The organism is Pseudaestuariivita rosea, assembly GCF_017592335.1.
GTDB lineage: Bacteria > Pseudomonadota > Alphaproteobacteria > Rhodobacterales > Rhodobacteraceae > Parasulfitobacter > Parasulfitobacter rosea.
This window is the reverse complement of sequence record NZ_JACNMP010000048.1, coordinates 1-19,163: the sequence shown is the minus strand read 5'-3', so window position 1 is coordinate 19,163 and position 19,163 is coordinate 1. Positions and strand designations below refer to the sequence as shown.

23 protein-coding genes and 1 tRNA gene are annotated in these 19,163 nt (G+C 57.2%); 13 read left to right on the top strand and 11 right to left on the bottom strand.

Annotated features, from left to right (window positions below; all coding sequences use genetic code 11):
* Nucleotides 1–139 precede the first annotated feature (139 nt).
* Together H7848_RS18360 and H7848_RS18355 are read right to left on the bottom strand one after the other, a co-directional pair.
* On the bottom strand, nucleotides 140–331 hold the full coding sequence (locus H7848_RS18360) for a transposase (protein WP_208354303.1): 192 nt from the start codon (nucleotides 329–331) through the stop codon (nucleotides 140–142).
* A gap of 102 nt (nucleotides 332–433) precedes the next feature.
* The gene (locus H7848_RS18355; protein ID WP_208354301.1) at nucleotides 434–1,201 is read right to left on the bottom strand and encodes an NAD kinase; all 768 of its coding nucleotides are present in this window, start codon (nucleotides 1,199–1,201) and stop codon (nucleotides 434–436) included.
* Nucleotides 1,202–1,375: 174 nt separating this feature from the next.
* Here H7848_RS18355 and glyA point away from each other — a divergent pair, with 174 nt between their 5' ends.
* Entirely contained in the window at nucleotides 1,376–2,671 is a 1,296-nt protein-coding gene (glyA, locus tag H7848_RS18350) for a serine hydroxymethyltransferase (protein WP_208354300.1), read from the top strand.
* Here glyA and H7848_RS18345 read toward each other — a convergent pair.
* Nucleotides 2,668–3,039, bottom strand: coding sequence for a hypothetical protein (locus H7848_RS18345; RefSeq protein ID WP_208354298.1), 372 nt, complete (start codon nucleotides 3,037–3,039; stop codon nucleotides 2,668–2,670). The two genes, glyA and H7848_RS18345, sit on opposite strands and share 4 nt — an antisense overlap.
* A gap of 120 nt (nucleotides 3,040–3,159) precedes the next feature.
* On the opposite strand from H7848_RS18345, the gene H7848_RS18340 reads away from it, so the two are divergent.
* On the top strand, nucleotides 3,160–3,918 hold the full coding sequence (locus H7848_RS18340) for an alpha/beta fold hydrolase (RefSeq protein ID WP_208354296.1): 759 nt from the start codon (nucleotides 3,160–3,162) through the stop codon (nucleotides 3,916–3,918).
* A gap of 128 nt (nucleotides 3,919–4,046) precedes the next feature.
* Here the strand turns inward: H7848_RS18340 and H7848_RS18335 are convergent, their stop codons facing one another.
* Nucleotides 4,047–4,670, bottom strand: a complete 624-nt coding sequence (locus tag H7848_RS18335; protein WP_208354294.1) for a hypothetical protein — start codon at nucleotides 4,668–4,670, stop codon at nucleotides 4,047–4,049.
* 72 nt (nucleotides 4,671–4,742) lie between these two features.
* Nucleotides 4,743–5,873 (bottom strand): tRNA guanosine(34) transglycosylase Tgt, encoded by a 1,131-nt coding sequence (gene tgt / locus H7848_RS18330; protein ID WP_208354293.1) that lies wholly within the window; start codon nucleotides 5,871–5,873, stop codon nucleotides 4,743–4,745.
* 70 nt (nucleotides 5,874–5,943) lie between these two features.
* Between tgt and rimK the strand changes: the two genes are divergently transcribed.
* Nucleotides 5,944–7,326 carry a 30S ribosomal protein S6--L-glutamate ligase gene (rimK, locus tag H7848_RS18325; protein ID WP_208354292.1) on the top strand — a complete coding sequence of 461 codons (1,383 nt, stop codon included), beginning with the start codon at nucleotides 5,944–5,946 and terminating at the stop codon, nucleotides 7,324–7,326.
* Nucleotides 7,327–7,694: 368 nt separating this feature from the next.
* Here the strand turns inward: rimK and yidD are convergent, their stop codons facing one another.
* The 3 genes from yidD to rpmH are packed head-to-tail and all read right to left on the bottom strand — an operon-like array spanning nucleotide 7,695 to nucleotide 8,466.
* Complete coding sequence (gene yidD, locus H7848_RS18320; protein ID WP_208354290.1) at nucleotides 7,695–7,919, bottom strand: membrane protein insertion efficiency factor YidD; 225 nt, start codon at nucleotides 7,917–7,919, stop codon at nucleotides 7,695–7,697.
* Complete coding sequence (rnpA, locus tag H7848_RS18315) at nucleotides 7,916–8,311, bottom strand: ribonuclease P protein component (protein ID WP_208354289.1); 396 nt, start codon at nucleotides 8,309–8,311, stop codon at nucleotides 7,916–7,918. The genes yidD and rnpA overlap by 4 nt, the downstream gene beginning before the upstream one ends.
* 20 nt (nucleotides 8,312–8,331) lie before the next feature.
* Nucleotides 8,332–8,466, bottom strand: a complete 135-nt coding sequence (gene rpmH, locus H7848_RS18310; RefSeq protein ID WP_159806877.1) for a 50S ribosomal protein L34 — start codon at nucleotides 8,464–8,466, stop codon at nucleotides 8,332–8,334.
* A gap of 274 nt (nucleotides 8,467–8,740) precedes the next feature.
* Between rpmH and H7848_RS18305 the strand changes: the two genes are divergently transcribed.
* The 5 genes from H7848_RS18305 to H7848_RS18285 all read left to right on the top strand — a co-directional run bounded on the left by H7848_RS18305 (nucleotide 8,741) and on the right by H7848_RS18285 (nucleotide 13,979).
* Nucleotides 8,741–9,472: a TVP38/TMEM64 family protein gene (locus H7848_RS18305; protein ID WP_208354287.1), complete on the top strand. Its 732-nt coding sequence runs from the start codon at nucleotides 8,741–8,743 to the stop codon at nucleotides 9,470–9,472.
* A gap of 4 nt (nucleotides 9,473–9,476) precedes the next feature.
* The gene (locus H7848_RS18300) at nucleotides 9,477–10,892 is read left to right on the top strand and encodes a dihydrolipoyl dehydrogenase family protein (protein ID WP_208354284.1); all 1,416 of its coding nucleotides are present in this window, start codon (nucleotides 9,477–9,479) and stop codon (nucleotides 10,890–10,892) included.
* A 150-nt stretch (nucleotides 10,893–11,042) separates the two neighbouring features.
* On the top strand, nucleotides 11,043–12,443 hold the full coding sequence (locus H7848_RS18295) for a sensor histidine kinase (protein WP_208354282.1): 1,401 nt from the start codon (nucleotides 11,043–11,045) through the stop codon (nucleotides 12,441–12,443).
* Nucleotides 12,444–12,492: 49 nt separating this feature from the next.
* Nucleotides 12,493–12,569, top strand: a tRNA-Arg gene (locus H7848_RS18290).
* 141 nt (nucleotides 12,570–12,710) lie between these two features.
* Nucleotides 12,711–13,979, top strand: a complete 1,269-nt coding sequence (locus tag H7848_RS18285) for a DUF6538 domain-containing protein (protein WP_208354281.1) — start codon at nucleotides 12,711–12,713, stop codon at nucleotides 13,977–13,979.
* 323 nt (nucleotides 13,980–14,302) lie between these two features.
* On the opposite strand, the gene H7848_RS18280 is transcribed toward H7848_RS18285, so the two are convergent.
* The 3 genes from H7848_RS18280 to H7848_RS18270 form a co-directional block, all read right to left on the bottom strand.
* On the bottom strand, nucleotides 14,303–14,596 hold the full coding sequence (locus H7848_RS18280; protein WP_208354280.1) for a hypothetical protein: 294 nt from the start codon (nucleotides 14,594–14,596) through the stop codon (nucleotides 14,303–14,305).
* A gap of 32 nt (nucleotides 14,597–14,628) precedes the next feature.
* On the bottom strand, nucleotides 14,629–14,916 hold the full coding sequence (locus tag H7848_RS18275; protein WP_208354279.1) for a hypothetical protein: 288 nt from the start codon (nucleotides 14,914–14,916) through the stop codon (nucleotides 14,629–14,631).
* A 224-nt stretch (nucleotides 14,917–15,140) separates the two neighbouring features.
* Nucleotides 15,141–15,446 (bottom strand): helix-turn-helix domain-containing protein, encoded by a 306-nt coding sequence (locus H7848_RS18270; protein WP_208354278.1) that lies wholly within the window; start codon nucleotides 15,444–15,446, stop codon nucleotides 15,141–15,143.
* A gap of 309 nt (nucleotides 15,447–15,755) precedes the next feature.
* Here H7848_RS18270 and H7848_RS18265 point away from each other — a divergent pair, with 309 nt between their 5' ends.
* From H7848_RS18265 to H7848_RS18245, 5 genes are all read left to right on the top strand, one after another.
* Nucleotides 15,756–16,304, top strand: coding sequence for a hypothetical protein (locus H7848_RS18265; protein ID WP_208354277.1), 549 nt, complete (start codon nucleotides 15,756–15,758; stop codon nucleotides 16,302–16,304).
* Between the two features lie 14 nt (nucleotides 16,305–16,318).
* The gene (locus H7848_RS18260) at nucleotides 16,319–17,158 is read left to right on the top strand and encodes an alpha/beta fold hydrolase (RefSeq protein WP_208354275.1); all 840 of its coding nucleotides are present in this window, start codon (nucleotides 16,319–16,321) and stop codon (nucleotides 17,156–17,158) included.
* Nucleotides 17,159–17,196: 38 nt separating this feature from the next.
* Complete coding sequence (locus H7848_RS18255) at nucleotides 17,197–17,805, top strand: NAD(P)H-dependent oxidoreductase (RefSeq protein WP_208354273.1); 609 nt, start codon at nucleotides 17,197–17,199, stop codon at nucleotides 17,803–17,805.
* Nucleotides 17,806–18,184: 379 nt separating this feature from the next.
* Nucleotides 18,185–18,379, top strand: coding sequence for a hypothetical protein (locus tag H7848_RS18250; RefSeq protein ID WP_208354271.1), 195 nt, complete (start codon nucleotides 18,185–18,187; stop codon nucleotides 18,377–18,379).
* Nucleotides 18,367–18,801: a hypothetical protein gene (locus tag H7848_RS18245; protein ID WP_208354269.1), complete on the top strand. Its 435-nt coding sequence runs from the start codon at nucleotides 18,367–18,369 to the stop codon at nucleotides 18,799–18,801. Before H7848_RS18250 ends, H7848_RS18245 begins: the two co-directional genes overlap by 13 nt.
* Nucleotides 18,802–19,163: the final 362 nt, after the last annotated feature.

The following is a 19,163-nucleotide window of genomic DNA, read 5'->3' as shown; positions in this document are numbered from 1 at the left end:
GCTTGATCCCCCTGACCAACTTGTCAGCGGCATCCTTCGATGTCCCGGACTTCTTGTTCATCTTCGCTCCATAATGGCTTCGATGAACCAGAAATCCTCCCTTGCGCAAACCCCTAAATCTAACCGGTAGGTGCTGAAGTCAGGCAGCCGAATTCCAGTTGCAAAAGTCACCCGGCAAGTCGCGCCACTGCGCTCCGGTTCGCACGATCCATAAAACCGCCTCGATGAATAAACGCGGGTCGCGGCCAGTCTGGCCGGGGTCGGTGGATTTACCAATGCAATGCGGCTCGATGATCGCCCACTGGGCGTCAGTCAAAACATGACTGGTCAAGGCTGCTCTCCTCTGTTTGCAACCTTGAAGCAGAAATCACACGATTTGTGAATCCTGAACGTCAACAGACCCTAGAGTTATTTCAAATTATCTCTACTCGCCCTAAACAAACTGCTCTTGAATCAACCTTTCTTCTAACCCGTGACCAGGATCGAACAGGATGCGATGTTCGACGCTGGGTTCGCTTTTGATCTCGACCGATACCACATCGCGCACGGATCGGCTGTCGGCATCGGCCATCACAGGGCGTTTGTCGATTTCGATTACGTCGAAACGGACCTGCGCCGTTTTCGGCAGCAGTGCGCCACGCCAACGACGAGGACGAAAGGCCGACATCGCCGTCAGCGCCAGAACGTCCGACCCGATGGGCAAAATCGGCCCGTGCGCGGAATAGTTATAGGCCGTCGAGCCCGCAGGTGTTGACACCAGCGCGCCGTCGCAGACCAGTTCGTCCATCCGCACGCGCCCGTCAACCGTGATCCGCAGCTTCGCCGCCTGAGGCCCCGCGCGCAGCAGCGATACCTCGTTGATCGCCAACGCTTCGTGGATTTTGCTGTCACGGGTTTCAGCGCGCATGGACAGGGGGTTGATCACCTCTTCCTCGGCCGCGGCCAACCGATCCAGCAGATCGTTTTCGCTATATTCATTCATCAGAAAGCCGATCGTGCCGCGATTCATACCATAAACAGGGGCAGGCAGATGTTGGGTGCCATGCAGCGTTTGCAGCATAAAACCATCGCCGCCCAGGGCCACGATCACATCGGCCTCATCCTCAGGCACATGGCCATAGCGCGCCGCCAGCACCCGTTGCGCGGTTTCTGCGATTTCGGCCCGGCTTGCGGCAAAATGGATCTTGGGCGGCTGACGCATCGGAAACTTTCCTTAGTTCCTAATGACATCGCCCGTGCCGATAAGAAACACAAGTCTTGCTTGGGCAACTTTTCCACCCCATTTGCGGTCAATCTGTGAAAATCCGGGCTTTTGCGACGGTGTCACATAAGTTACATGAAGCCCAACTTTCTGATCCAAGCAGGAGCTGCCCCCATGAACGCCCCCCACCGTGACGACGGATTTTTCACCGAAAAGCTGGAAACCCGCGATGCCGAAATCTTTGCCGCCATCCAATCCGAACTGGGTCGGCAACGGGATGAGATTGAGCTGATCGCCAGCGAAAACATCGTATCCGCCGCTGTCATGGAAGCGCAAGGCGGCGTGATGACGAACAAATACGCCGAGGGCTATCCGGGGCGCCGGTACTATGGCGGCTGCCAGTATGTCGATATCGCGGAAAATCTGGCGATTGAGCGGGCGTGTCAGCTGTTCGACTGCGGCTTTGCGAATGTACAGCCAAATTCCGGCAGCCAGGCGAACCAGGGGGTTTTCACAGCCCTTTTGCAGCCCGGCGACACGATCCTTGGGATGAGCCTGGATGCCGGCGGCCACCTGACCCATGGCGCGAAGCCGAACCAGTCGGGCAAGTGGTTCAACGCGGTGCAATACGGCGTGCGGCACGATGACAACCACGTGGATTACGATCAGATCCAGGCGCTGGCGACAGAACATCAGCCCAAGATGATCATCGCTGGTGGCTCGGCCATCCCGCGCCAGTTGGACTTCGCAAAGTTCCGCGAAATTGCCGATAGTGTGGGCGCCTATCTGCTGGTAGACATGGCGCATTTCGCGGGTCTTGTGGCGGCGGGGCTTTATCCCTCGCCCTTCCCGCACGCCCATGTTGCCACGACCACGACCCACAAAACCCTGCGCGGCCCGCGCGGCGGGATGATCCTGACAAATGACGAAGGGTTGGCGAAGAAATTCAACTCAGCCATTTTCCCCGGCATTCAGGGCGGTCCGCTGATGCATGTGATCGCCGCGAAAGCCGTGGCCTTCGGCGAGGCTTTGCGCCCCGAATTCAAGACCTATCAGGCGCAGGTGATCAAGAACGCTCAGGCGCTATCCGATCAGTTGATTGCGGGCGGGCTGGATATCGTCACCGGCGGCACCGACAGCCACGTGATGCTGGTCGACCTGCGCCCCAAAGGCGTGAAAGGCAACGCCACGGAAGAGGCCCTGGGCCGCGCCCATATCACCTGCAACAAGAATGGTATCCCCTTCGATCCCGAAAAGCCGATGGTCACATCGGGCATCCGCCTGGGATCGCCCGCCGGAACAACCCGCGGCTTTGGCGAGCCTGAGTTCCGTCAGATCGCCGATCTGATTGTTGAGGTCGTCGATGGCTTGGCCGCCAATGGGGCGGATAACAATCAGGCCGTGGAAGAGGCTGTGAAAGCCAAAGTCCTGAACCTTTGCGCGCAATTCCCGATCTATCCGGGGCTTTAAATCAACCCCCGCCAGTACAGAAGAACACCGGCGGCCAAGGCGACCAGAAACAGCTGAATGCCAATCCGGGAAAACACATCCAGCAGCGCTGTGCGACGGCGCTGTTTTTCGTCGATGGTGTTCAGATAGGATTTTACGGACTTAAAGGCGCGGTCGACATGGGCCTGATCGATCATCCGCATCAGCTTGGGGTTTTCAGCCAATTGTGCTGCATCGCTTAGAAATTTTATCTCTCGCATCAGATAACTTGGCAGAAACCGGCGGGCGCGTTTCGCCTTTTGCTGCAGCGTCCGGCCCCGCAGGCGAAACTTCTGCTCTAACAACGCGGCAATTTCATCCGCTTTTTTCTGAATGCCCAGGCTATCCATTTCCTAACCTAAATCGCAAAGCGGCTTGTCGGACAAGCCTTTCTGCGGCCTTTCATAGACTATTCGTGCCACTGGCACGTCTGGATCAAACTGTTTATGAATATCAACAAGGGGGTGGGCATGCTGAATACAATCATCACCGGACAGGCGGGGGCACATCCGCCTTTGATCATCGCCCACGGTCTGAACGGATCGGCGCGCAACTGGGGTGTGATTGCCAAACGATTGTCGGACGAACGGCAGGTCGTGGCGGTGGATATGCGCAACCACGGGGCCAGCCCCTGGTACGACACGCACAGCTATCACGATATGGCCGCCGATCTGGCCGAAGTTGTGCGCGGCCTGCCCGGCCCCGTCGATGTGCTGGGGCATTCGATGGGCGGCAAGGCCGCGATGGTGCTGGCGCTGCGCCATCCCGATCTGGTGCGGCGACTGGTGGTGGCCGATATCGCGCCGGTGACCTATTCCCACACTCAGACCGATACTATCGACGCCATGCAAGCGGTGCCACTGGATCAGATCGACCGTCGCTCGGACGCGGATGCGCATCTGGCCAAGCACCTCGATGACCCATCAGTCCGGGCCTTCCTGTTGCAAAGCCTCGACGTGAAAGAGAAAAAGTGGCGCTTAAATCTGCCGATTTTGAAGGCCGAGATGGATAAGATCATCGGTTTCCCCGATATCGAGGGCCAGTTTCAGGGCGAAACCCTGTTCCTGACCGGCGCTGATTCAGACTATGTCCAACCCGACCACCGGCCCCTGATCCGCGCGATGTTCCCCAAAGCTCGCCTGGCCAAAATCCCCGGCGCAGGCCACTGGCTGCACGCCGACAAACCCCGCGAATTCGAAGCCGCCGTACGCGCGTTTTTGAATGCGTGACAGTGGTCTACGTTACCAAAGTATCATACTAAAAATGCTAATAGCCAGGTTTCGGCAATCCACCCGGCGGCCCCATCGAAGCACGCAGTCCCGGACTTGATCCGGGACCTCTTAAACAAACAAACCGCCTAAAAACCCAAATTCTTTGTGATTGCTTTTTCAAAGAACCTGCGATGTTCAAGTATGGGGCGCTCTGATACATTGCTTCCATCGTTAATGTATAAACGTTCCGACGCATAAATTGACGACAAAGACATCCCAATAACCCAATCATGTGCAGCCACTATGTCGGTTTGCGGATCAAAGTTAGCGTCAACTGAAATTAAGTTTCCAATCAAGCAGTAGGACCGGCTTGTTTGAATGAATGTAAGTCTATCCTGGCTTAATGTGGTTAATTTGCACAGATCATTTTCTATTCCAACAAAGCCCATCCAAACAGGGTATATATCCGGGTTTTCATCGCCTTTACCGGTCGAAACAAACAGATAAAAATCTTCGTATTCTTTATTGAAATACAGGTGGTTTGATCTTGCTAGCTCAGTTAATTCCGAAACTGCATCTTGCAGAATGCCTATAGAGAACTTTGAAGGTCTACCCTCGTAAATTTGAGTACTCAAGAATGTATCAACATCTTCCAAAGCTTCATTGAGCGAGGTTTCAGCCACCGCGGCCTGACTACACATGAAAACAATGGTCACAATTGCAAAAGATGTCGCCTTAATAGGGCCGCATCGACACGTTTTATTATTCATAATAAAATCCCAACCATATTGCTTTGCTGACTACAGGATAAAGTAGCAGTGTCTACAGGAATAGATACATCCTCAAATCGGCTCAATATCGCCCTCGGCCCGCTGCCGATGGAAGTCGGCCTCAAACTGATCAAAGGTTCCCGCCGCAATCGCCGCTCGCATGTCCGACATAAGCTCCTGATAGTAGTGCAGATTGTGCCAGGTCAGCAGCATTGAGCTGATGATCTCTTGCGCGCGGAAGACGTGGTGCAGGTATGCGCGGGAATAGTTGCGGCAGGCGGGGCAGGTGCAATCGGCATCGATCGGGCGGGGGTCGTCCTGGTGGCGGGCGTTCTTGATGTTCAGCACCCCGCGGCGGGTGAAGACCTGGCCCGTCCGGCCCGACCGTGACGGCAGCACGCAGTCCATCATATCCACCCCGCGTTTCACGGCACCTACAATATCGTCGGGTTTGCCCACGCCCATCAGGTACCTCGGCTTGCCCTCGGGCAGCATATCGGGCGCATAATCCAGTACGCTGAACATCGCCTCTTGCCCCTCGCCCACGGCCAGACCGCCGATGGCATAGCCCTCAAACCCGATGTCGCGCAGTGCCGCGGCACTCTCGGCCCGCAGGTCCTGTTCAAGCCCGCCTTGCTGGATGCCGAACAGCGCATAGCCGGGTCTGTCGCCAAAGGCTTCGCGTGACCGGGCGGCCCATCGCATCGACAGGCGCATGCTGTCGGCGATCCGACTGCGATCTGCGGGCAGCGCCGGACATTCGTCAAAGCACATCACGATGTCGCTGCCCAGAAGGCGCTGAACCTCCATCGACCGTTCCGGCGTCAGGTGATGCTTAGACCCGTCGATATGGCTTTTGAAGGTCACGCCGTCTTCGGTCAGTTTGCGCAGGTCACTCAAACTCATGACCTGGAACCCGCCGCTGTCGGTCAGGATCGGGCGCTGCCAGTTCATGAATTTGTGCAGACCGCCCAGCCTGTCGATCCGTTCGGCCGTGGGACGCAACATCAGATGATAGGTATTGCCCAACAGGATATCCGCGCCCGTTTCGCGCACGGACGCGGGCATCATGCCCTTGACCGTGCCCGCCGTGCCCACGGGCATGAAAGCCGGCGTGCGCACCTGGCCCCGCGGCGTGTCGATGACACCGGTGCGGGCCTTGCCATCTGTCGCCTGCACTGAAAAGCTGAACCGTGAAACCATTTGATATCCTTGCGCATTCCTCAGTATGGCCTTATCGGGCGATTCTGGCGCACCCACAAGGAGGGGTAGTATGGACGATCCGCTACGTGTCGGTTGGGAAGAATGGGTGGCCTTGCCCGACCTCGGCCTGCCTGCATTGAAGGTCAAGGTCGACACCGGCGCGCGGACCTCGGCCCTGCATGCGCTGGATATCGAACCCTTTGGTCCTGCCACGAAACCCAAAGTGCGCTTTGCCGTGCAGCCCATCCCGGAACGCCCCGATCTGGTCATCGCCTGTTCCGCCCCGGTACTGGACCGGCGCGATGTGACCTCATCGAACGGTGAAACCGAAATGCGCTATGTCGTGCAGACCAAACTGACCCTGGGCGATCAGACCTGGCCGATCGAGCTGACATTGACCAATCGCGAAAACATGGCCTATCGGATGCTGCTGGGCCGTCAAGCACTTGGTGATGCTGTGACCGTGGCACCGGGCGAACGGTTCTGCCAGCCGCAGTTGAATTACGATGTCTATCACAGTCGTTATGTGCGCGAATCTGCCCCAGCGCGGGCGTTGCGCATTGCGGTCCTTAGCCGCGAAGACAACTATTCCACCCGCCGCTTTGTCGAGGAAGGCGAAGCCAAGGGTCACGTGATCGAGGTGATCGATACCACGCGCTGTTATATGGCGATCAATGCGTCCTCGCCCGAGGTCTATTACGATGGCGCGCGTCTGCCACGCTATGACGCCGTGATCCCGCGGATTGGTGCGTCGATCACGCCCTATGGGACCGCCGTGGTGCGCCAGTTCGAAACGCTTGGGACCTATTGTGTGAACGGATCCGACGGGATTTCGTCCAGCCGTGACAAACTGAAAGCGCATCAGATATTGGCAGGCTACCGGATCGGGATGCCGACAACGGCCTTTGCGGCCTCGCCCAAGGACACCGGCAATCTGATCGGCCTGGTGGGCACAGCGCCGCTGGTTGTCAAACTGCTGGAATCCACACAAGGACGCGGTGTCGTACTGGCCGAAACCAAAAAGGCGGCTGAATCGGTGATCACTGCTTTTCGCGGGTTGCGCGCCAACTTCCTTGTGCAGGACTTCGTGAAAGAGGCCGCCGGCGAAGACATTCGCTGTCTGGTGCTGGGCGGCAAGGTCGTGGCATCAATGAAGCGCACCGGAGCGGCGGGTGATTTCCGATCTAACCTGCATTTGGGCGGTTCGGCCAGCCCGGTGCGGCTGAAAAAAGCTGAACGAGAGGCTGCAATCCGCGCTGCCAAGGCCTTTCGACTGGGACTGGCCGGTGTCGATCTGCTGCGGTCGGCCGAGGGGCCAAAAGTGCTTGAGGTCAATAGTTCCCCCGGTTTGGAGGGGATCGAGAAAGCAAGCGATAAAAACATCGCGGGCATGTTGATCGAACATATTATGCAGCGGGTGAAACCAACTCCGGTCCGTAAGAGAAAGGCGTAGACTGGTCTGATCTGCTGACATCGTGTCATGAGTATTTAGGCCAAGAAGAAGGCATGAGACACAATAAACCCCTTCTTCTTGGTCCAAATACTCAAATCCGACCGTACGCAACGACAACCTGCTGTTAGCATCTCTCGGGTAGAACCCAACCCCACGACGTCGGACCAAAGAATGGTTTTCCAGAACTTGCGCTGCGGATTTACGACCCACAGTGCGAGCCGCCTGAAAAATCATGCATGAGACTTGAAGGTGGGGGAGTAGCGCCCCTTTCTGGCAAAACCAACCCTCAAGATGGTGGCGCCACCTTTCTTAATCACCAAAAACCCCAATACCCCTGCAGCCGGATCGGCCACGCGGGGCAAAGGGCGTTATTCGTCAGGAACGTTATCAATGCCGGACCCGCCCCAGGGATGGCAGCGCAGAATGCGGCGAAAGGCCAGCCAACTGCCTTTGATGGCGCCGTGCTTTTCCAAAGCCTCTAAAGCATAGGCCGAACATGTCGGATGATAGCGGCAATTATGCCCGACCCATGGGCTGAATATCAGCCGATAGGCGCGGACAGGCAGCGCGGCGATATGGGCAAGTGGGGTCATTTGTGCACCTGTTTCAGCGCATAGATAAGATCACCCTGCAGATTTTCAAAAGGCCGCTCGGCGGTGGCCGCGGCCCGGCCGATCAGGACATAGTCCCACCCCGCGCGCCCATGCTGCGGCAAGATCAGCCGCGCGACTTCACGTAGCCGCCGTTTCGCGCGATTGCGGGCCACGGCGTTGCCCACCTTTTTCGAACAGGTGAACCCGACCCGCACCGTCGGATCATCGTCGCCCCGGGCGCGCGCCTGCAGCATCAGGCCCTTGGTGCCCTGCCGCCGGGCGCGAGCAGCCAACAGAAAATCCGACCGCTTCTTCAGCACCTCTACACGAAGCAAAACCGCCGCGGGCGGTTCTGCCCCGGCGGTTACTGTTGTCTTCACAGGCGAAGTCATCTGACCCCGCGACCCGTCGCTTATGCGCTCAGCGACTTGCGGCCCTTGGCGCGGCGCGCGTTCAGGATCTTACGGCCAGCCTTGGTGGCCATGCGCGCGCGAAAGCCGTGGCGGCGTTTGCGAACCAGGTTCGATGGTTGAAAGGTGCGTTTCATCGCTCCGTCTCCGTTAAGCGGCCCGAACCGCAACCGATGGATTCGAGGGCCAATGTCATTAGAAGCCCTGCGTTTAGAAGGACAAGCGCATCATGTCAATCACCAGACCACGGCTTTTCTGCAACAAAGCGCACCGTAATATTTCAGGACCACGCGTAAAATGCTTCAATTCTGAAACATTGCGCACCGGTCGATCAATGGCCCGTGATGCCCCTTACGCAAATGCGCCGCAAACGGCATGTAGTGTCCAACACCGATATGAAAGGCACCCGACATGACCGACACCGTCAAACCCGAAAAAGGCGCGCTGGCCAAGCGACTGCCGCTGATTGCGATCATATTGGTCGCTGTCATCGGCTTTTTCACCCTGCGCAATTATCTGACATTTCAAACCCTTAGCGATAATCGTGAGGCACTGATTGCCTTTCGCGACAACAATTACCTGCTGACGGTGCTGGTTTTTATCCTGATCTACGTCGTGATCGTCGCCTTTTCGCTGCCGGGGGCCACGATTGCCACGCTGACCGGCGGGTTCCTGTTTGCGACCTTCCCCGGCGCGCTGTTCAACATTACCGCTGCCACCATCGGGGCCACGATCATCTTTCTGGCCGCGCAGTGGGGTCTGGGCGATAAACTGGCGACCAAGATGAACAGTTCCGACGGTGCGGTGAAAAAGATCAAGGACGGGATCGACGAAAACCAATGGTCAATGCTGTTCCTGATCCGGCTGGTGCCCGCCGTGCCCTTCTTTGTCGCCAATCTGGTGCCTGCGCTGGTCGGTGTGCCGCTGTCGCGCTTCGTGATCTCGACCTTTATCGGGATCATTCCGGGGGCCGTCGTCTATACCTCGGTCGGTGCTGGTCTGGGTGAGGTCTTTGCCCGCGGCGAAACCCCGAACCTTGGGATCATCTTTGAGCCCCACATCCTGCTGCCGATCCTGGGTCTGTGTACCCTGGCCGCGCTGCCCATCGTTCTGAAAGCCATCCGCGGCAAGAAAGGCCTGTGATCCAATGACACGCATTAAAACAGACATCTGTATCATCGGTGCAGGCTCGGGCGGGTTGTCCGTCGCAGCGGGTGCCAGTCAGATGGGGGCGGATGTCGTCCTGTTGGAAGGCCACAAGATGGGCGGCGATTGCCTGAACTTCGGCTGTGTTCCGTCGAAAGCGCTGATCGCTGCGGCCAAGCAGGCCCACGCGATGGAAACCGGTCAGCCCTATGGCGTGACCCCGGTTCAGCCCACCGTCGACTACGCCGCCGCCAAGGATCACGTTCACAAGGTGATCGAGACCATCGCCCCCGTCGACAGTCAGGAACGGTTCGAAGGTTTCGGCGTCAACGTCATCCGCGAATACGGGTCCTTCATCAGCCCGACCGAGGTACAGGCGGGCGATACGGTGATCGAGGCCCGGCGCTTTGTGATCGCCACAGGATCGGGTCCCTTCGTGCCACCCATTCCGGGGGTCGAGGACGTGACTTATTACACCAACGAAAATATCTTTGATCTGCGCGAACGCCCCGATCACCTGCTGATCATCGGCGGCGGCCCCATCGGGATGGAAATGGCGCAGGCGCACATCCGTCTGGGCAGCAAGGTCACCGTGATCGAGGGCGCGCAGGCGATGGGCAAAGACGACCCCGAACTGGCTGCGATTGTCCTGGAAAAGCTGAAGGCTGAGGGTATCGAGATTATCGAAGGCGCGCAGGCCGAAAAGATCAACCAAAGCGGCGATCAGATCACAGTCGAAACGCCCAAGGGCAGCTTTACCGGGTCGCACCTGCTGATGGCCGTGGGCCGCAAGGTGAACATCGACAAGCTGAACCTGGAAGCCGCGGGCGTTGACTATGACCGCCGCGGTGTGAAGGTGGGCGATGATCTGCGGTCGTCGAATAAGAAAATTTATGCTATCGGTGACGCGGCCGGTGGGCTGCAGTTCACCCATGTGGCGGGGTACCACGCGGGCGTCATCATCCGGTCAATCCTGTTCGGCCTGCCATCGAAAGCCAAGACCAGCCATATCCCCTGGGCCACCTATACCGACCCCGAACTGGCGCAGGTCGGCCTGACCGAGGCCGAGGCGCGCAAAAAGCACGGGGGAAAGCTGGAGGTCGCCCGGTTTGAATACGAACACAACGACCGCGCCATTGCCGAGGGCAAGACAACCGGCCTGATCAAGGTGATGGTGGTCAAAGGGCGGCCCGTTGGTGCGTCGATCGCCGGGGCCATGGCGGGTGAAATGATCGGGATGTGGGCCATGGCCATCGCCAATAACCTGAAGATGAGCGCGATTGCCAACACCGTTTTGCCTTATCCGACGATCGCCGAGATTAACAAACGGGCGGCGGGCGCGTATTTTAGCCCAAAGCTGTTCGACAGCGCGCTTGTCAAAAGGGTGGTCGGCTTCGTACAACGCGTGGTACCTTAGGGGAACGTGATAATGATGGATCGTACGTCAGAGCTTTATCGCCCGGTGGGCACCACCGGGCCGCGCCCACCCTCGGTCCGGGCGCTGCCCTCAGCTCTTCAGAGACATTCCGTAGGCTTTGGTTAAGCACATTAAGATTAAGGAGGGAACATGCTGAACTCGCTCTCGGGCCGGTTCCTGATCTTAACCACGGTCTTCGTGATGTTGGCCGAGGTACTGATCTTTGTCCCCTCGGTCGCGCGGTTTCGGCATGACTATCTGCTGGACCGGCTGGAACGCGCGCAGATCGCATCACTGGCGCTGCTGGCCGAAGACATGATCAGCGACGATCTGGAACAGGAACTGCTGACCAACGCCGATGTCCTGAACGTCGTCTTGCGCCGCGATGAAATCCGCCAGCTGATCCTGTCCTCTGAAATTCCATCCCCTATCCATGCCAGTTTTGACCTGCGCGATCCCCTTGCACTGGAACTGATCAGCGATGCGATGGCCCGGCTGATCGACCCCCAGGACCGTGTAATTCGGGTGATGGGCAACCCGGTACGCGATGCTGGCATCATGATTGAAGTCACGATGGAAACCGCTGAACTGCGGATGGCGATGATTGACTACGGCATCCGCATTCTGATCCTGTCCGCTGTCATTTCGATTTTCACCGCGACACTGCTGTTTCTGGCCGTTCGCATGTTTCTGGTCAAACCGATCCGCGGTGTGGTCGATCACATGCAACGCTATGCCGCCGCGCCCGAAGACGCCCGCCGCATCATATCCCCCACCGCTGGCGTGACCGAACTGCGTGAGGCCGAAGAGGCTCTGGAAAGTCTGCAGAAACAGCTGACCAGCGCCCTGCGACAGAAAGAACGTCTGGCCCAATTGGGGGCCGCCGTGGCCAAGGTCAGCCATGATCTGCGCAACATCCTGACGGCTGCACAGCTTTTCACCGACCGGATCGAGGCCAGTGAAGACCCCACAGTCCGCCGCATGGCCCCCAAGCTGGTCAATTCGATCACCCGCGCCGTGCATCTGTGTGAATCCACGCTGGCCTTTGGCCGTGCAGAAGAACCCGCGCCCACACTGAACCGCATCCAACTGGCCAATGTCGTCGATGATGTGATCGAAGGCGAACGGCTGGCGGTCGGCGACTATGACCTCAGTTTCGCCGAAGACATCCCCGCAGGCTTTACCGTCCGGGCCGATGCCGAACAGCTGTACCGCGTGCTGGCCAACCTGATCCGCAACGCCCGACAGGCGATCATGGCCACGGGAAAACCCGGCGAAATCGCCGTGCGCGCGTCCGAAGATAACGACACGTGGTGGATCCACATTACTGATACCGGGCCCGGCCTGCCCCCCAAGGCGCGCGAACATCTGTTCACGCCATTCCAGGGCGGCGCGCGCAAGGGCGGTTCGGGTCTGGGCCTGGCGATCGCCCTGGAACTTGTGCGCGGTCATGGCGGCAAGCTGGAACTGGTCGAAACCGCTGAAACCGGCACCGTTTTCGCGATCTGCCTGCCAAAATCCGAAATCGCCCTTGACGCCGCGGCCGAATGATTTTGCCCTTGCAATGCTGCGGCACGGGCGATAACTAGTCGCTCACCGCGGACCGATAGCTCAGCTGGATAGAGTACCTGACTACGAATCAGGGGGTCGGGGGTTCGAATCCTCCTCGGTCCGCCAATTACCAAAATCCAAAAATCTATAATACTCTGATAATAAATGATAATTCATCATTTATTGTTTTCACGCTGATCATACCGTCTTGTTTTGCTACACAATTTGCTGCACATTTTGCTATACATTGGCGGACGAATGGACAGCATGGCACTTCTCAAACGAAACCAGGTTTTCTATCTCAGACGGCGTGTTCCGCGGCGTTATCAGCCCGTTGAACAGCGTGCCGTGGTCTGGATCAGCCTGCATACAGACTCCGAAACTTTTGCAAAAAACAAAGCAGAACGTGCCTGGGCTCAGATGGTTGAGGCCTGGGAGGCCCGTCTTGCTGGAGATACTGACGATGCCGACGCCCGCTATGAGGCGGCCCGAGAGCTCGCACGACTGCGAGGCTTTCGGTATCTTGACATCGATCGCGTATCTCGTTTGCCGACCCCAGAGCTGATCGATCGCATTGATGCCGTGTCCGTATCGGCCGACCGGCCCGAGAAAGCAGAGGTTGCCGCTATCCTGGGTACGGTGCCAGAACCGCAGATCACCGTCAGTAAAGCCTTGGCGCTCTATTGGGATCTGGCGCGCGACAAGACCTTTGGCAAAAGTGCTGACCAGCTGCGCCGCTGGCGCAATCCCCGCATCAAGGCTGTGCGCAATTTCATCGCAACCGTAGGAGACAAGCCCATCGATGCCATCACACGGGATGACATGCTGGACTTTCGCCAGATGTGGCTGGAGCGGATTGAGACCGGTGAGGTCACAGCCAATTCCGCAAACAAAGATCTTCTGCATCTTGGCGGCGTCTTGAAGACCGTGAATACCCTAAAGCGGCTAGGACTGGCCCTGCCTTTGGGAGAGCTCTCGTTTAGGGAAGGGGAGGCCCGGACGCGCCCGCCGTTCTCAGTCGACTGGATCAAAACGCGGCTTATGGCGCCCGACGCCTTGAATGGCCTTAACGCCGAGGCGCGCGGTATCCTGCTTGGAATGATCAACACAGGGTACCGCCCATCTGAAGGCGCCGCCCTGACGGCCGAGACAATCCGTCTGGATACTGAGGTGCCACATATCTCGATCGAGCCCGAGGGACGGCAGCTCAAGAGCCAATATGCACGCCGTGTCATCCCGCTGACGGGTGTCTCGCTGGAGGCGTTTCAGGCATTTCCGGATGGTTTTCCACGGTACAAAGACAGCGCCAGCCTGAGCGCGACAGTCAACAAGTATCTCAGGGGCAATGGTCTTCTAGAGACCCCAGAGCATTCGTTCTATTCGCTGCGCCATTCCTTTGAAGACCGGATGTTGGCGGCCGGGATAGACGACCGCATTCGGCGCGATGTCTTCGGCCATCGCTTGGACCGCGAGCGCTATGGTGCCGGGGCATCCCTTTTGCATGTGCGCGAGTTGCTAGAGCGCTTGGCCCTTTGAGCCTGCGCCAAAAGCATCCGCGCCCGGCGGTGCACATCAGTCGTACTACGCTCCCGGGCCCGGGCCTCTGCAAGCTCTCGCTCAAGGCGTTCAAAGACGGGTGCGACGGCCGGATCAAACTCCAGCATCTGCGCGACCTTGATCAGCGCAGCTTCAATCCGTTTGGCAGGCACGGTCATGCCAGACGTCACGCTTCTTTGTCGCTGTTGTGAAAAAGCCGGAGGGACATTGGGACATGAGTGGAGGCATGTCCCTCCGGCAGGAAACCTGATCGCTGAGGCAGAATTGGGTGGGCTTTCCGATCAGGTTGTTTCCGGATGTGATCATCCGGTGTCCTCTTCCCGTAGATCCTGCAGGATGTTCTGTGCAGCTTGCATCCAATGGCGCGGCAGATCCTCGATCTCATGGGCGGCCGCGGCGACGCCAAAAAGATCAATCTCATAGAGAACTGGTCGAGCATTCAGGGACGTAGAGGGCACACCCCAAAGACCCTGTGCAATGCAGATGGCCTCAAGCTGCGGCAGTCGCTCCTCTGGTGATGTGTTCTGAAGTAGATCGAGTGTAGATCGCACCCGCACAGCATCAATCGTGACGATCGGCAGAGGATCGTCATCCATGCTGTTGTGTCCGCCAGAGTGCTGCATCATCCTTAGTCTTTCGCCATCGCAGCGCGACGCGCCAACAGTTCACCGCAAAGATCCGGAAGCACCATGGCCAGGATCGCCTGATCCACTTGTGAGATCACCCCGCGCGCTCGATCTGGACCGTCCTTAGCCAGGTCCCTCAACATCTCATTCGAGATGAGTTCCTCGCAGCTCAGCGGCCCCATACCAGGTGCGGTGTTGCGATTGGCCATACGTGACCGAAGCCGCGCGGCCTGTGCGCGGGCAGCCGCATGTTGCGGAGTAAACTGTGAAGGCGGGAACGAATGACGCATAGATGGTCTCCTTTTGTAGGATAACCAGTAATCCATTTATTTTGGACTTGTAAAGCCTAAAGTCCAAATATATTGGATTTAGCAAAGTTGGAGCTTTGACCTTAAGTAGATTGGGTTAGCAATCACTCGACTTTGAGGAGGAAACATGAGAACGATAATCTTGCTGACCGTTCTCTTGCGTCGGTGTGATTTAAACGTAAATTGGTTGCTTGACGCGAGCGAGGCTAGAAAGAGGAAAGAATCTCTATCAATTTGTCCTGGACGTCAGAAGGAAGCTGAGCAAAATCGCCGTGAAGAACATAATTAAAATCTATGCGATATTCTCTATAAAGGGCTCTCATTACAGGTATTGAGGGCGACGAGTCACCATTTTCCTGGGCGCTGTACGTAGTTTTCTTGAGACCAACTGATTTTGCAAAGTCTTGTTGGTTTAAGCCAGTTGCCATTCTTCCCGCTCTGAGGCGGCGGGCGATGGCTTCTCGGCTGATATCTCCGAGCTGAAACAGCTCTTCTTTTTCTTCGAATCTCATGGATGTTTTGTATATCAAATCCACTTTTTTTGAATTCCTCTTTTAAGTTGATATTGACAGTCCATTAATAATGGATTTATTCCGCTGTATGGTTTCTGTCCGAAAATACGTTGAGCAGCTTGGTGGCTACCATGTAATCGCAAACGCGTTGGGTGTCGGCTATACAACTGTTCATGCCCATATTGTTGCAGAACGTTTCCCGGCAAGCTGGTATGGTTCGAGGACAATCAGGCTGGCCATCTCTATCACCAGATCACCGGTGATTTCATTGCCACGACAAGGATTGAAGTAACGGGGACCGAGGCCGCCTTGCCACAAACCTCGTTCTCGCTTGCAGGCCTGTTCATTCGTGCGCCGCGGGATGTTTCCGCTGCCACATGGATACCGGGGCAGGAAAACTGGCTGTTCTTTTCGATCGGCACAGCCGCTCCTGCAGGCGAGCCGCATTATGAGTTAAAAACAACCACTAATTCACTCTCGACGTTGCAGATCCTACCGGCACCGACCGGTCCGGTTGACCTTCGCATCGCGCGACATGGCGAGATCTTTACATTGCTCACCCGCCCACAAGGTGGCGAATGGCAGGTGGTCGAACAGATCATTCGGCCGGATCTACCACTGGTGCTGAACGTCGGTCTTACAGCTTACGCAGACTATGACAGCGTGGCCCCGACCTATCCGAATTTCCAACTCTACAACACGGAAGGCGCTCCAACGGAGAATGCGGACCTGATCGCATATGTTGACAGCTTCGACATTCGGCGTCCCGCAACGGGTCGTCTACCCATTGCCAATATCGACGCTCCTGCATTCCTCGATGTGATCGCGCAACGCCGCGATGATGTGATGGCCGATTGAAGAAGGAGTGAATGATGGAATTCAATCGCAGAAACCTTCTGGCGCTCGGGGCGGTAACGACCGCAGGGGCTCTCATGGCGGGGCGCGTGGCTCGTGCTCAGACGGCGGCAACAGTATCCCGTGCTGGCTCTGATATCTACTACGAGACGCATGGTGATGGCCCGCCCATCCTGCTCTTGCATGGTGGGCTTGGTCACTCCGGCTGGTTTGACGGGCTGCGGGATCATCTCGTTGCTAGCGGTTACCAAGTTGTGCTGGTCGATACGCGGGGGATGGGAAGATTGTCCCTGGGTGACATCCCATTATCCTACGCCGCACAGGAAGATGATGCCCACGCCGTGTTGGATGCCCTCGCGATTGAAACCTGCCCTGTGATTGGGTTCTCGGATGGCGGGATCACGGGCTACCGGATGGCGGCTCGCCCTTCACCGCGCGTCTCGAAACTGGTGACCATTGGCGCGCGTTGGTCGGCGGAGAACGGTCGTGGGATGTGGGACACTTTCGACACTTGGAACCGTGAGTTGCTCGGCTCGGGCGATTTCAGTTTCATTGTCGACGACTATGATCGATTGAACCCCGATGGCGATTTTGATCGCATGGTGACCCAGGCCGCCGCGATGTGGAAAGACAGCAGTGCCGACGGACATCCAGAAGGTCGGATCGGTGAGATTACCGTCCCAGTTCTGGTGACGGTTGGGGACAACGATCCCTTCTTGTCGGTATCGGATGCCAACGAAACGCGCGGGCAAATAGAGAATGCGACGCTCCTCGTCGTGCCTGGCGCGGCACATGCCGCCTACCAAGAAAGACCCGACGTTTTTCTGCCTGCGCTCGACGCGTTCCTTGCGGACTAACAGCCGCTCGTTGCAGCTATTCTTTTGGAGTAAACACGATGTCCAAAGTCCTCATTATCAATGGCCACACACCCGCTCCGATCTCGCCGGGCAGGCTAAACGCAAGTCTGGTTGATCGTGCTCGTCTCTTTTTTGAAGAAAAAGGGAGTGAGGTCAAAATCACAAACGTTTCCGATGTCTACGACGTCGAAGCCGAAGTCGAGCGGCTTACCTGGGCCGACATTGTCATCTTCCAGTATCCGGTCAACTGGATGGGCCTGCCTTGGGGCTTCAAGAAGTATCTCGATGAGGTTCTTAGTGCAGGCCTTAATGGCCGGTTATGTGCTGGCGACGGACGCAGCGAAGCGGCCCCGAAAGCGAACTACGGCATGGGTGGAAGCCTGATAGAAACGCGATACATGCTGTCGCTCACTTTTAACGCACCGTCCGAGGCGTTTGACGACCCATCTGAAGAGTTCTTTGGCGGCAAATCCGTGGATGATCTCATGTGGCCGATGCATCTGAATGCAAAGTTTATCGGAATGCGGCAGCTACCCACGTTTTCGGCCTACGATGTGTTCAAAAATCCTGAGATCGCAGACAATTTCGAACGCTTCGACCTTCATCTTCGGAGTGTGTCGCAGCACCTCGAAGTCGCGGCATCATGAAAGGGAGCAGATGTACAACCGTGAGCGATCTGCGGGTCAATCCCACAGAGCGATCTTCGAAATACAGCAAGCGTCACGCACCACTCTTTTTGAACTGGAGTCAGACATGTTGACGCGACGCATGTTCACGAGTGGTTTGATTGGGGCTGTAGTTTTTTCAAGGCCAGGTTTTGCTCATCATGGGTTCACAGGAGCCTATGACAGCGCACGTCCGATCTATGTGGCGGGTGAGGTTATCGAGGCAACCTTTCGTCGCCCTCATCCGGTAATAGAGATGCGGGTAGATGCGGAGCTTAGACCTCCAAATGATATACGGGAGGACTCAGAATTTGCTGACATTCTCGAAGTTCGCCCTGAAGACCTAGGCAGGATTATTGACGTGGAGTACCCTCCGATCCGCTTGTTCTTCGACCTAGAGGGTCGCATCGCAGTTGGCGACAGGGTTGAGACGATTGTCTATCAGAACTGCCGCCCCCCAAGTCAACTGCGGGGTCAGTGGCTGCGTCTGGCGAACGGCGAGGCTGTCGTCCGCCGTGGACGTATGCAGACAGAGGATGCAGGGTGCTCGGGCTGACGCCGTTGCTTGCCCGGCTGGAGGCGTCAGCACTAGCGGATTGGGTCGGCGGGCCAATCTACCCGCTCATCTCGGCCCTGCATATCCTTTCAATAAGCTTTCTAATCGCGCCGGTCGTCCTAGCCGACTTGCGGGTCTTGATGTTGAAAGGGATAGACGACGGGGCCGTGCGGCTAAGCCGAATTGCCTTTCTGGGGTTCGGCGCGGCAGCAACCACGGGCGTGCTGTTGTTTTCTGTTCAAGCTACTCGCTATGCTGAAAACCCCGCTGTTCTGATCAAGTTTGCGCTTATCTTGCTCGCAGGTGCAAATGCAGCGCTGTTCGTTTTGTTTAACAGCATTCGCCCTTTCAACGCTTCACTGTCGATTGTCATTTGGTGTTCAGTTGTCATGGCCGGGAGGTGGATTGCATTCGCGGAGTGAATTTAGGCCCTTCGCATGGAAGCAGCCATCGAATTTGCGCGGTTGAAGGGGCGCTTCGTCCGCGATGGGTGAGTTCGGCGACGCCCGGATTCACGCTTTCAGCGAATGACCGCTAAGCGGGCTGCAGATGCAGCATCACCGTAGCCGCGCGAACGGCAGGAGTGGGCCGTGCCTACTGGTGGGCACCGCGGTCCGACGGCTAAACATGCTGCGACTGGTCTAACGGCGGCTTTCCGCCGATTCTGTTGAAAAACAACGTGTTTCTGGCGCAGAAAGTAGTTTGTTGAACGGGGTGCGAGCACCTTTCTGATCATGCTTTTCGCGTTTGCAGCGGTGCAGGAAAGATCTTTGCGAGTTTGCGG

Bases quoted from the DNA above. Each gene is read 5' to 3' on its own strand.
- H7848_RS18300 (WP_208354284.1), top strand. From the start codon at position 9,477: ATGACACGCATTAAAACAGACATCTGTATCATCGGTGCAGGCTCGGGC.
- H7848_RS18295 (WP_208354282.1), top strand. From the start codon at position 11,043: ATGCTGAACTCGCTCTCGGGCCGGTTCCTGATCTTAACCACGGTCTTC.
- tgt (WP_208354293.1), bottom strand. From the start codon at position 5,873: ATGGTTTCACGGTTCAGCTTTTCAGTGCAGGCGACAGATGGCAAGGCC.
- rimK (WP_208354292.1), top strand. From the start codon at position 5,944: ATGGACGATCCGCTACGTGTCGGTTGGGAAGAATGGGTGGCCTTGCCC.
- H7848_RS18345 (WP_208354298.1), bottom strand. From the start codon at position 3,039: ATGGATAGCCTGGGCATTCAGAAAAAAGCGGATGAAATTGCCGCGTTG.
- rpmH (WP_159806877.1), bottom strand. From the start codon at position 8,466: ATGAAACGCACCTTTCAACCATCGAACCTGGTTCGCAAACGCCGCCAC.
- H7848_RS18305 (WP_208354287.1), top strand. From the start codon at position 8,741: ATGACCGACACCGTCAAACCCGAAAAAGGCGCGCTGGCCAAGCGACTG.
- glyA (WP_208354300.1), top strand. From the start codon at position 1,376: ATGAACGCCCCCCACCGTGACGACGGATTTTTCACCGAAAAGCTGGAA.
- rnpA (WP_208354289.1), bottom strand. From the start codon at position 8,311: ATGACTTCGCCTGTGAAGACAACAGTAACCGCCGGGGCAGAACCGCCC.
- H7848_RS18280 (WP_208354280.1), bottom strand. From the start codon at position 14,596: ATGGATGACGATCCTCTGCCGATCGTCACGATTGATGCTGTGCGGGTG.
- H7848_RS18270 (WP_208354278.1), bottom strand. From the start codon at position 15,446: ATGAGATTCGAAGAAAAAGAAGAGCTGTTTCAGCTCGGAGATATCAGC.
- yidD (WP_208354290.1), bottom strand. From the start codon at position 7,919: ATGACCCCACTTGCCCATATCGCCGCGCTGCCTGTCCGCGCCTATCGG.
- H7848_RS18285 (WP_208354281.1), top strand. From the start codon at position 12,711: ATGGCACTTCTCAAACGAAACCAGGTTTTCTATCTCAGACGGCGTGTT.
- H7848_RS18335 (WP_208354294.1), bottom strand. From the start codon at position 4,670: ATGAATAATAAAACGTGTCGATGCGGCCCTATTAAGGCGACATCTTTT.
- H7848_RS18275 (WP_208354279.1), bottom strand. From the start codon at position 14,916: ATGCGTCATTCGTTCCCGCCTTCACAGTTTACTCCGCAACATGCGGCT.
- H7848_RS18340 (WP_208354296.1), top strand. From the start codon at position 3,160: ATGCTGAATACAATCATCACCGGACAGGCGGGGGCACATCCGCCTTTG.
- H7848_RS18255 (WP_208354273.1), top strand. From the start codon at position 17,197: ATGTCCAAAGTCCTCATTATCAATGGCCACACACCCGCTCCGATCTCG.
- H7848_RS18355 (WP_208354301.1), bottom strand. From the start codon at position 1,201: ATGCGTCAGCCGCCCAAGATCCATTTTGCCGCAAGCCGGGCCGAAATC.
- H7848_RS18260 (WP_208354275.1), top strand. From the start codon at position 16,319: ATGGAATTCAATCGCAGAAACCTTCTGGCGCTCGGGGCGGTAACGACC.